Genomic DNA, 11,299 nt, shown 5'->3' on the forward strand with positions numbered 1-11,299 from the left:
GGTGGGGGACGAGGAGACATAGATGCACTAATATTTAGATTATTATTATAAAAACACATGCGAGAGTGATTCCCTAACGCTTAACCGATGACCAATGAAATTTTATTAAATAGTAGATGCATCTCCCTATTTACAGCATGGAGGTGGCTAAAAATAATCCCTGCAAATAAAAGAATCACCTATCTGTTAGTCTTACTAACATTAGTTGTTATCATAGGCTTACTCTCGTTCACATATTCTCAGATTACCGATGGTTATTGTACGGACACCATACCTCCAGGCAATATCATTGCTATCTATCAGGCAGACTACACATATGGGGACCTTAATGCAGTTTATACAAGAGGTGCCGGATTGGATATCGATTCCGAGAACTATGACCGGATGATAACCTACAAAGACATACCTGATATTGTTTCAATGGATGGGGTTGAAAATGTAATTCTTTACGATAACAGTTATTTTGATACCCTTTATAAGACTGCAAACGAAGATAGATTACCGGGTAAATTGAATCTCATTGCAGTGCCTGAATCTATAGCACAGGACTATCTTCATCAGACTGATATCCCCTACGGTACAGAATATCTGGAAGAAGGCAGACTTCCTCTGGATAACGCCCATGAAATTACAATTTCAAAGAAATTGCTGAAAAAGCACTTTGCATATACCAATGAAACGCTGACCCGGGCAATCGGCAGCAGGGTAAACTATGAAAATGAAACCTATACCATCGTAGGTATCATAAACAACTATGATAGCAGGGTTAACTATGAAAATGAAACCTATACTACCGTAGACATAAATGATATTTATTACAATGATATTTGTTACATCTCCTTTGACGCAAAAAGAAACTATGGACTCTATCAGTATGACGCGGACACTTTTGATGAATTTGTAACCAGAAATATAGACAATAAGAAAACGAATGATTATTCTTATCCGGAATATGCAAATGAAATCTTTATCTTTACAGCGGATGGCTCAGAAAAACCGATATTGGATAAGCTTTTTCAAGAATATCCTGCCGAAAATTACATTTCCAGCGAATATGTTTCTGTATGGAAAAAGACATTTAACGAAAGTGTTCTGCGAGAAATAATCATCATCAATAGAAAAATAATCATCATCAATGGTATTGTTGTTGTTTTGCTAGTCGTTATCCTGCTGCTTTTAAACAAAAAGCCCGTTTCAAAAGTATAGATATGACTTCGTACAAAAGCTGTATAACAGGGTCAGACGTGGTACAATGTAACATCCTGAAGAGGAGAATAAATCACATCGAGAAAAAACAGAGGAGAAAATGGATGAAAAAAACAATGACAAACCAGATACTCTAACAGCCGGATTGTACATAACAGGCTTCATAATATGCGGATATTTTATTATAAAAGCCATTTTGACATTATAAGCTGATTTCCTCAGATGCACACATTTGAGACATTTGACATTCTTCTGTGCTTGAGTACGGAATCCGGAGTAGATTCAGAAACAATTATCTGAGATCCCAGCATTTTTTAGGTTGAGGATTTATTGTATCAGCAGAGTTATCCTCTTACGATTTCATCTTCTTCTTTTACGATTTCATCACAGTTCTTCTCTTCCGATAATTTTTTTCGACAAATAAAAAGCCAAAACGAACCCTATTAACACTCCCAGGATTTCAGTTGTGTGACTTTGCAAGAATTCAAGATGAAAGGATTCTTCAAACATTTCCATTAAATGTTCAAGTCCAATGTAATCCATGGAATCTCTGGGAAAACTCCATCCAAAGAGGGGCCAGAAGAAAGTTGGGGGATCTAACACTATCTGATCTTCAAAAAGGTGCAAAAAAGTGCCCGAAGTAAGGGAAAGGCCCCTGATATCTCTTCTTTTTTCGTACATATATAAACCTATCAGGAAGAGAAGAAGAGAGAACAAAAGGGTATGGCATATAATGCGTCCGCTTGCAAAAGTTGAAGCAAAGATTACTTCACCTATCGGCTTGTCTATTAAATCGGGCAGAATAGCTCCGATTGCCAGATATCGTGGATCTATGATAGTCCTTAATCGGGGTATAAAAATCCCCAGCCCAAAAAATATCCCGAGCGTAATGCCCAGGTGTCCAAAGAGAAGCATCGGAAACCTGACTGTCCTTTTCTATTTAAGCAATGATTGTTTGTATATAAACCTTTATTTGAAAGAAGTCCAATATAGGACCTTCAAAAATAAAGAAAATTTGAAATCAAATTATACAAGTCTGCAAATTATAAAAATCTGGCAGTTTTTAAAAAGGAATTCCCCATAGAGGGTACCATTTTTCCACATTTTTTTCGACAGGCATTTCCCTTTCCATTGCAGATCTGAGCCTGAATTCAAAGGGACTGTCCCTCTGCCTGCTGGAAAGCGGAATGAAAGGATAGTAAGTTCCCTGTTTAAAATTGTAGATCCAGTAAACTGCTTTTCCACCGCCAGCCTTTCGCCCGGCTTTTCCTTCGTGTCCGGCTGTCCCGGCTTCAGGTTCGCTGTCAAACCTGTAAATGGCACAGAGAATCTGCTCGCCAAAGCCGCGGTCTTCAAGGGTCTGGCTTACAAGGTGGATGCTTGCAACAAGGTCTTCGAAATCAGGGTCCTTGAAAATAGCCCAGAGGAAGTTGAAATCATCTTTTTCCAGCCTGAACTCCGTTTCAGTCTCCTTTGAGCTGTACTCCAGAAGCTCTTCGATCTCCTGGCGGGCGGATTCATAAGCTGTAGCTCCTAACGGTTTAAAACAAATCCCCGCAGCCCCTGAAGGTTTAAGGCCCATATTGCTCTCCAGAGTAATGCTGGCTGTGGAAATTGCAAAGAGCTTGTCACTTTTTGCTTTCGGAAGCCTGCTCCGTCCCATAACTGCATCCATAAAATCCCGCAAACCCATTTTAACCTATCTCCTCTTGAAAAACTCTTCTTCAGCTCTGCCTTATTTAACTCATTTCCTTCTGCATCTTTTCAAGCTGGGCTAACCTTTTTTCCACAGAAGGGTGAGTGGAAAAGATATCCATAAACGAAGAACCTGAAATTGCGGGGATAATGAAGAAGGCATTCATTCCCTCTACTTTTCGGAGGTCCTCGCTCGGCACTCTTTCCATTAGCCCGCTTATCTTCATAAGGGCAGAGGCAAGATTTGCAGGCTGGCCGGTGATGATTGCCGACCCCCTGTCTGCAGAAAATTCCCTGTAGCGGGAAAGGGCGCGGATCAGCAGGAAACTGACGACCCAGACTGCAATTGAAACTAACCAGACAAGTATAATACCTCCACCTTCCCGCCGCCTATCTCCTCCCATATTTCCGAAGTAAAGGCTATAGCGGACAATGTAGAAAGCCACTGTTGAGATGAAACTGGCAATCGTCAGGACAGCCATGTCCCTGTTCTTTACATGGCTCAGTTCATGGGCAAGCACTGCCTCAAGTTCGGCTGGAGAGAGTTTGTCCATAATCCCTGTCGTGACTGCAACAACAGCTTTACTCGGGCTCCGGCCTGTGGCAAAGGCATTTGGAACCCGCGTCTGGACAATTGCTACCTGCGGTTTAGGGATATCGGCTATTGCACACAGCCTGGTGACCATGTCATGCAGCTTCGGTTCTTCGTTTTCAGAGACAATGTGTGCTCCTGTTGTCCAGAGCACCATTTTGTCCGAATAAAAGTACTGGATGCCCATGAAAAGCCCTATAAATAAAATCATGAAAATCTGAGACGTTCCATAGTAAGAAAGAAATGCCAGGAAAAAGAGGTAAACTGCTGCCAGAAGAAACATCGTGAAAAGCATTCGTCCCTGAAGTCCTAAGTCCCGTTCCCATTTTCTTTTCATATGTTATTTCGCCTATCCTGATATTAAGATGATAGATATATTAAGATGTTCGATAATTATTGTCTTTAGATTATTATAATCTTTAGACAATTTTAGTCTTAGACAATTTTAGTCTTAGACAATTTTAGTCTTAGACAATTTTAGTCTTATTCCACAATTAAATGACGATAAATGAAGTCAGGTTAAATGAGAATTAAGTCCAGACTAAATAACAATTTAACAATTAAGTTGATTTGCTACTTAAGTACACGTTAAATGAACTTTGAACTTATAGGTGAATTACATGTAGATAAAATACACCTGAATAAAGCTATAAAGACGGATAAATTCGAAAATTCGGATAACGGTGATCTGAATTGATTATAGCTGATATTCATTTGAAACGAAAAGTAATCTCTTTCTTTCTCCATAAAACATTTCCCTAAGGATTTAAATTATTTCCTCCAATATAGAAAAGAGCAAGGTAACGGATGGCTTTGAATATTCTCATTGACTAAAGCCTATTTTGTTTTTTCATTTATTAACTCTCTTTCGTGAAGATCCAAATAATTTAAATACAATCAATTCATTCTGGTTAGAAATCAAACCATATAAAATCAAACAAATAATTAAGCAAAACACTCACACAAAACATTTTGTGCTGACTTTCACATCTTATTTGCAGAAATTTCCAGATAGAATATTCCTGCTTTCCGTAGAAGGCTACAAAAATGCCATCTATTTTCTCAATCAGACAGTATTTAAAAACGCACCTTCTTCCTGAGATATTTCGCGGAATTCCTCCTGAACCTGCGCAGTTCAGGATTTTTTTGAAAAAAACTCATTAACTCAATCTTTCCATAAAAAACATATCAGGTCCTGTCATGCAAAACATACTCTCAGTCAAATCTCTCACAAAGAAATTCGATGATTTTACGGCTGTAAAAGACATCAGTTTTGATGTTGAAACAGGTTCGATCTTTGCTTTTCTGGGTCCAAACGGTGCAGGCAAGTCAACGACCATCAAAATGCTCACAACAGTCCTGAAGCCCACGTCAGGGGAAATAAGCATCAATGGGTTCAATGTGCTTAAAGACCAGGACAGGGCCCGGGCATCTTTCGGGATAGTCTTTCAGGACCACAGCCTTGACGAAGAGCTTACTGCTTACGAAAATATGGTCTACCACGCAGTCGTCTACAAAGTGCCTAAAAAAGAAAGAGCAGAAAGAATCCAGAAAGCCCTGGAGATTGTCGGGCTCTGGGACAGGCGGGAAGATTACGTTAAAAAGTTTTCAGGCGGGATGAAGCGCAGGCTTGAGATTGCCCGAGCGCTTGTCCATTACCCCAAAATTCTTTTCCTTGATGAACCCACAGTGGGGCTTGACCCCCAGACCCGAAACTCCATCTGGACCCATATCAAAAACCTGAACGAAGAACGAAAAATGACAATTTTCCTGACCACGCACTACATGGAAGAAGCCGAAGCGATTGCGGACCAGATCGCAATTATTGACCACGGAAATATAATCGAATCCGGCACAGTTGAAGAAATAAGGACACGGACAGAAACCGAATCCTTAGAAGAAGCTTTTCTGAAGCTGACAGGCAGGGGCATCCGTGATGAGAATAATGAAACTGCAAATAAAATGAGAATGATTCGAGGCATGGGAAGGAGGAACAGGCATTGATCGAGGTAATCTACATCCTCTGGCTCAGACAGCTCAAACATTACTGGCGCTCGAAAGCCAGGCTGCTGGGGTCTCTCGGACAGCCACTCCTCTTCATGATCACTTTCGGGTTCGGGTTCGGCCCCATGTATACCAGAGCCAGCGGAGGGGCAAACTACATGGATTTCCTTGCCCCGGGAATAGTTTCCATGGCAATTCTCTTTACGGCTATCTTTTCAGGCCTGGAGGTCATCTGGGACAGGCAGTTCGGTTTTCTTAAAGAGACCCTTGTAGCACCGATTTCAAGGACCGAAATCATGGTCGGAAAAACCCTTGGGGGCGCAACCATAGCCATGATCCAGGGCCTTATCGTGCTGAGCCTGACCTATGTGCTGGGGTTCAGGATTCCCAGCCTTGCCAGCCTTGGGCTGGGGTTAATTTTCATGTCCCTGATAGCCATCTTCTTTACAGGCCTCGGCCTTGCCATAGCCTCAAAAATGAAAGATATGCACGGCTTTCAGTTGATCATGAACTTCCTGATCATGCCCATCTTCTTCCTGTCCGGCGCCCTCTTCCCTCTGGAAAACCTGCCCCCTGCAATTTACTTTATAAGCAGGATCGACCCCCTTACCTACGGCGTTGACGGTCTGAGGGGTGCCATTGCCGGGATGAGCACTTTTGGCATATATAACGACCTGGCAGTGATAGGGGCATTGTCCATACTTGTCTGTGCGATCGGAGCATTGCTGTTTTCGAAGCTCGAGGCGTGACGGGAATGTCAGATGTTGTTGAGTTTTTAGCCCTGGGAGCGTTTCTCGGCCTTGCTGCAGGGACGTCTCCGGGTCCGCTCCTGGCTATAACTATTTCAGAAACTCTGCAACACGGCAAGTGGGAAGGAATAAAGGTTGCAATATCCCCTTTGATTACAGACCTGCCAATAATTTTATCCGTACTGTTTGTTCTCTCACATTTGACAGGTTATAATTCAATTATCGGAATCATTGCTCTTTTTGGGGCATCATATCTGATTCATTCAGGAATCGAATCGCTGAAAATCAAAAAGGACAGCGTTGAGTTAAATTTCGAAAAGAAAGACGCCCTTAAAAAAGGAGTTATTGTTAACTTCGGGAACCCACACCCATATGTTTTCTGGCTCTCTATAGGCGGACCAATAATTTTGAAGAGTTTAAACACCCATATCTGGGCTATAATCTTGTTCATAGCCGGTTTCTATATCTTTCTTGTAGGCTCAAAAGTGATCGTTGCCTTAATTGTAGAGAAATCAAAACATTTTATTAACAGTAAATATTACTTTTCTATCATCCGTGTTCTGGGAATTGCACAAATTGTTTTTGGATTGACTTTCATCAAAGTAGGCCTGGATTCATTGAATGTAATTTGAGGTCGGCACCTTTACACCCCGAGTTTCGCTTCCCGAGTTTCGCTTCGGGATCACAGGAAATCGGAGATTTTCTGGGAGTTGCACTGTAAGTGCAACAGCACGAGGTCATTTTCGCTGCGCTCAAGAGGGCTAATCTATGGGTTTTAGCAGTGAGCTTCGCTCGCTCAAGCGGACTAATTATGGGTAAATAACTTTTTTCGCTTCACTCAAGAAAACTAAATTACGGTTTCTCTTACCTGTGCAACGTCATTCGCCACACAGTGTCGTTTTTGTCACGCTCGACGCAGGAGAGCGGCCTTCCCAAAAAATACAAAAGAGAAGAAGAACAAGAGAAAGAGCCACAAAGCAACCACAAACTAAGAACAACAGAAAAAACCGGTAAGGATGCAAATATAGAAATCTCAAAAACAATCCTCCCTTGAAATCAACACCTTATTCAACACCTTCATGCAGAAAACCTTCACAAGGGAACTGGGCTCATAAAAATGAAGTTTTGAGAAAACTGAATCTCACAGGTGATAAAATTTGATAGAACTGAATGCAGAAAATGTCTACAATTACCTTATTACCATCGCAAACAGCTCGAAAAATACAATAAGATACAAAGAAATGGAAGAAATATGTGGGCTTGAGCATAACCCAAAAAATTTGCAGCAACTTACAGATGTATTAAACCTTATAGTTGTATACAACAAACTGAAAGGCGAACCTTTTCTGGCTGCACTTGTTATAAATAAACACGGAATGCCCGGTGATGGATTTATTAGAACACTGAATTTTGTTAATGTTGATGTGGGCGACAAAATTGCTTTTTTCGTAAAAGAGATCCAGAGGATCAGAAATCATAAATGGGAAAAATGGAACTGGAATATAACTAACTGACTTTTCAATCCATGTTTACTTAAAACGAAATCCTCACATGAGATTCCCACCAGAAAAAAGTAAAAAATAAACGCCCTTATGCAGAAAGCCTTCACAGGGGAACTTATCTCATAAAAATACGATTTCACAGAAAGATTGAGAGCTTCAAGGTTTAAAAACTCGTTATTCAGACTTCAAGGCTCTTTTTCAAGGCTCTTTTTCAAGGCTCTTTTTCAAGGCTCTTTTTCGGAAAGGCCGGTCGCCTGCGACCGGTGAGAGTGCGGGGTGATTCAAGAGCAGATCCCAAACCTCACTTAATTATATTATAACTAAGCAATCATTTTTAGCCGACTCTAAAAAACGAAGAACCATCTTCTTTATTTATATCGCCTGAGTATTCGCGATATACTACGTACTTGCCATTTGCCTTTTTAATGCATCTGACTCCAAGCCCACTCTTTTTCAATATAACTTTTCTTTTCTCTGCATCGGATTTTTCAAGCCCGAAATAACTTTGCTCATCGAGCATGTACATTTTACCATTAAACTCTCGGAAAGTTTTATGCATTGTTAACAGGGCCACATGGTTTTTGAGGATATAAGCTGTCAAATTTTTTCCAGTTACTTTTTGATCATTTTCTCTTCTTTTCACACCTTTTTAGTGATGATAAATACGACCAGTTCCGGGAACGTTCACGAAGCGGGCCCGGACAGCCAAAAAATAAAAAATGATATTTGGAATTTCATTTTTTATTCGTCAGTGCCCTCTTCGTCAGTGCCCTCTTCGTCAGTGTCTTCTTCGTCAGTGCCCTCTTCGTCAGTGTCTTCTTCGTCAGTGTCCCCTTCGCCGCTGTCCTCTTCAGCCAGTTTCCTGTATATTTCTGTTGATTTTGCGGTGTAATCCTCTGCTTCCTCATTCCTGCCCAGTTTCGAGAGCAATTTTGCATACTTTTCAAATGTTTCTGCCTGGTTTATCTTATATAGGGGGTTATCCGGCTCTTCCTCAAGGAGAGCTGCATTTATAGCCAGGGCTTTTCCAAAAGCCTGTTTTGACTTATCATATTCCCCGATAAGAGAATACACTTTCCCGGCATCGGCATAATTGATTCCTGCTTTTTCCCGGGAATCAGGATTTTCGGGGTCTGATTCGATAAGTTTTTCCACAGTAGGGAGCAGAGAATCAAAGATTTTAGCCGCTTCCCCAAAGTTTCCCAGGGCTAGTTGCAGATTTCCACTCTGGTAGAGGGCTTCGCAGATGAAATGATAGTTTTCCGGGTCTTCCGGATCTTTTTCATACAGGCTTTCAAAGAATTCGAGGGCAAGGTCCAGAGACTCTTTTGCAGCATCATATTTTTTGGAACTGATAAAGTCTACCCCATGAAACTGGACATCAACAGCCAATATTTTTCGTACGGGAAGCTGGAGGTTTTCATCGTGCAATACTCTGGAGTAAAGTTCCGTGGCTTTTGAATATTGTTCACTCTCCAGTTCCGTTTCTCCTATTTCTCCATAAAAGAACCCCAGCTGATATAGGAAATTGGCAAGCATCTTTATATCCAGCCAGATCCCGGGCTTATCCCTGAATACCTGCTCCTTAATTTCAACAATGCGCCGGTAAAATGGAATGGCATCTCCGTACCTTTCCTGGGCTGCAAATGAATCTCCAAGGTTGCCCAGTGTTCCTACGAGGGCTTCTTGACAGGTTTCATCATCAGGATACAGTCCAGATGCTTTTTCATTTAGTACGAGGGCTTTTTCGTAGTATTCCCGCGCAGTTTCGAGTTCTGCATCTTCAGGCACCATATCTTCAGGTCCCACTTTCGCATACAGGTCCCCAAGAGTATTGAGAACGTCTGCAATACCCATCTCAAAATCGGTTTCCCCCGGGTTTCCGGAAAGCAGCATTTCGTATCCTTCAATTGCCTTCTCATAGTATTGTTTTGCCGTTTCCAGATCCTCTGCCTCGGCATAGAGACTCCCGACCTGCATTAAGGTGTCGATAATATCCAGTTTGAGATCCTTGTCCTTCGGATCTTTTTCGAAGAGGGGCTCATAGATTTCAATTTTATACATATAGCATTTTTTTGCGTTCTCCACACGATTTATTTTTGCAAAAAGCTTCCCAAGATTATCAAAAGTTTGTGCAAGTTCAAACTGATAATCCAGGTTATCCGGGAATTTCCCATTCATATTTTCAAAGTTTTCGAGCACCTTTTCATAGTAATAATTTGCTTTTTCGGGATCTTCTGCCTCGGAATAATGGAGTCCAAGTTCTTCGTAAATTTTACCCCTGTTTACAAGAAATGCAGTGTCTTCAGGATTTTTACGTAAGTTGTCTTCTACTATTGAAAGAGCCTGCTGGTAAGTTTCGTCCATTTTTTCAAGGTACCCCTGTCTCGAATAGAGTTCTCCAAAATACCCATAGGAGAAAATAAGATAATGAAGTGCAAGTTCGTTATCAGGATATTTTTCAAGAAGGTTTCTGTAAATTCCCTGTAGCTGTTCGTAGAGCTTATTCGCATCTTCAAAAAGCTCATCTTCCAGAAACTCTTCTCCAAGCTTCTTCACAAATGAGTCCAAGCGTTCTAAAAGTTCCGGATTTTCGGGCTGGATATTTAATATTTTCTTGAAAGTTTTCAGGGTACTGTTGACCAACGGGATTCGCTTTTCAGATTGACCGACAATTAAAAAATAGCCCCTGAAATTCACCAGTGTTTTTAAATAATTCAACAAATACTCAGGATTTTCAGGCTGCTCCGCAATCAGCTTTTCATATGCATCAAATATCCCCTCAAAAAATTTATTCGTGCGTTCATAAGACTCCTCTGCTTCCGAAACACTACCTATTTCTTTAAGAGTATTTACAATGAGCCCAATGGAATTATAAAGAGATTTCTGGGAGGAAGAATCCTGTAACTCATTTAAAAAAAGGCGTGAAGAAATCTCCAGAGCTTTTTCATACAGCGCCAGCGCTTCATATGGTTTATCCGTGGCATCCATAACCTCTCCTTTATGCAGCAGGACACAGCACAAAAGGTCCGGACTTTTTGCCTTTTCCGCTAGTTTTTCAGCCATATTAAGCTTCTCAAGGGTCTTTTCATACTTCCCCTTTTCAAAAAAAGAGGTGGCATTCATCAATTCTCGAACTGTTAAATCTACAAGCCGCCTGGACATAAAGGGAATTTGGAACTCAGAGTATTAGAATTAAGCGTCTCTTCCGGAAGTTCCCGACAAAAACAGTAAACTTCCCGGCGCAACTTTTCCATTTAACTTTTAGGTAAAAGGCACTCGGCATAAAAGAACATCTTATCCTTTCATCATTTCCCATCTACATGAAGCCATTTCCGGACAGGCACGAAAATTCAGAGCGTTTTTTGAGATGCCGATGGCAGGAGGCCGGTGAGAGTGCGGAATTGTTAAAGCGGGAAATAATCGGTAGCATCTGTGAGCTAAAACAAGCACGAAATAGGGATACGGAAGAATGGATATGGAAGAATTAGAATTTAAAATGAGAAAGAGTTAGTAAGAAATTAATTTACTAGAAAAGCCTTTTAGAATCT

The 11,299-nt window shown here is 41.0% G+C and carries 10 protein-coding genes; 5 read left to right on the forward strand and 5 right to left on the reverse strand.

From position 1 onward, the window contains the following. Positions 1-87 precede the first annotated feature (87 nt). Positions 88-1,206, forward strand: coding sequence for an ABC transporter permease (locus EO98_RS02900; RefSeq protein WP_156160995.1), 1,119 nt, complete (start codon positions 88-90; stop codon positions 1,204-1,206). A 384-nt stretch (positions 1,207-1,590) separates the two neighbouring features. On the opposite strand, the gene EO98_RS02905 is transcribed toward EO98_RS02900, so the two are convergent. The 3 genes from EO98_RS02905 to htpX all read right to left on the reverse strand — a co-directional run bounded on the left by EO98_RS02905 (position 1,591) and on the right by htpX (position 3,830). After that, positions 1,591-2,121, reverse strand: coding sequence for a metal-dependent hydrolase (locus EO98_RS02905; protein ID WP_048140121.1), 531 nt, complete (start codon positions 2,119-2,121; stop codon positions 1,591-1,593). 148 nt (positions 2,122-2,269) lie between these two features. Then, the gene (locus EO98_RS02910; RefSeq protein WP_048140123.1) at positions 2,270-2,899 is read right to left on the reverse strand and encodes a hypothetical protein; all 630 of its coding nucleotides are present in this window, start codon (positions 2,897-2,899) and stop codon (positions 2,270-2,272) included. Between the two features lie 46 nt (positions 2,900-2,945). Beyond that, entirely contained in the window at positions 2,946-3,830 is an 885-nt protein-coding gene (gene htpX / locus EO98_RS02915) for a zinc metalloprotease HtpX (protein ID WP_048140125.1), read from the reverse strand. An 863-nt stretch (positions 3,831-4,693) separates the two neighbouring features. Between htpX and EO98_RS02920 the strand changes: the two genes are divergently transcribed. From EO98_RS02920 to EO98_RS02935, 4 genes are all read left to right on the forward strand, one after another. Then, a complete protein-coding gene (locus EO98_RS02920) occupies positions 4,694-5,497 on the forward strand; it encodes an ABC transporter ATP-binding protein (RefSeq protein ID WP_048140127.1) in 804 nt (267 codons plus the stop codon). Beyond that, positions 5,494-6,246 carry an ABC transporter permease gene (locus tag EO98_RS02925; protein ID WP_048140129.1) on the forward strand — a complete coding sequence of 251 codons (753 nt, stop codon included), beginning with the start codon at positions 5,494-5,496 and terminating at the stop codon, positions 6,244-6,246. The genes EO98_RS02920 and EO98_RS02925 overlap by 4 nt, the downstream gene beginning before the upstream one ends. 5 nt (positions 6,247-6,251) lie before the next feature. Then, positions 6,252-6,878 carry a LysE family translocator gene (locus tag EO98_RS02930; RefSeq protein WP_048140132.1) on the forward strand — a complete coding sequence of 209 codons (627 nt, stop codon included), beginning with the start codon at positions 6,252-6,254 and terminating at the stop codon, positions 6,876-6,878. Between the two features lie 525 nt (positions 6,879-7,403). After that, positions 7,404-7,760 (forward strand): hypothetical protein, encoded by a 357-nt coding sequence (locus tag EO98_RS02935; RefSeq protein ID WP_048140134.1) that lies wholly within the window; start codon positions 7,404-7,406, stop codon positions 7,758-7,760. Positions 7,761-8,082: 322 nt separating this feature from the next. Here EO98_RS02935 and EO98_RS02940 read toward each other — a convergent pair whose 3' ends face one another. Together EO98_RS02940 and EO98_RS02945 are read right to left on the reverse strand one after the other, a co-directional pair. Continuing rightward, a complete protein-coding gene (locus EO98_RS02940; protein ID WP_235283580.1) occupies positions 8,083-8,391 on the reverse strand; it encodes a hypothetical protein in 309 nt (102 codons plus the stop codon). Positions 8,392-8,489: 98 nt separating this feature from the next. Next, on the reverse strand, positions 8,490-10,874 hold the full coding sequence (locus tag EO98_RS02945) for a tetratricopeptide repeat protein (protein ID WP_082098450.1): 2,385 nt from the start codon (positions 10,872-10,874) through the stop codon (positions 8,490-8,492). Positions 10,875-11,299 lie beyond the last annotated feature (425 nt).

It is taken from the genome of Methanosarcina sp. 2.H.T.1A.6 (genome assembly GCF_000979455.1).
Lineage (GTDB): Archaea > Halobacteriota > Methanosarcinia > Methanosarcinales > Methanosarcinaceae > Methanosarcina.

Coding starts and splice junctions, on each gene's coding strand:
- EO98_RS02900 (WP_156160995.1), top strand. CDS start 88: ATGACCAATGAAATTTTATTAAATAGTAGATGCATCTCCCTATTTACA.
- EO98_RS02905 (WP_048140121.1), bottom strand. CDS start 2,121: ATGCTTCTCTTTGGACACCTGGGCATTACGCTCGGGATATTTTTTGGG.
- EO98_RS02910 (WP_048140123.1), bottom strand. CDS start 2,899: ATGGGTTTGCGGGATTTTATGGATGCAGTTATGGGACGGAGCAGGCTT.
- htpX (WP_048140125.1), bottom strand. CDS start 3,830: ATGAAAAGAAAATGGGAACGGGACTTAGGACTTCAGGGACGAATGCTT.
- EO98_RS02920 (WP_048140127.1), top strand. CDS start 4,694: ATGCAAAACATACTCTCAGTCAAATCTCTCACAAAGAAATTCGATGAT.
- EO98_RS02930 (WP_048140132.1), top strand. CDS start 6,252: ATGTCAGATGTTGTTGAGTTTTTAGCCCTGGGAGCGTTTCTCGGCCTT.
- EO98_RS02945 (WP_082098450.1), bottom strand. CDS start 10,874: ATGAATGCCACCTCTTTTTTTGAAAAGGGGAAGTATGAAAAGACCCTT.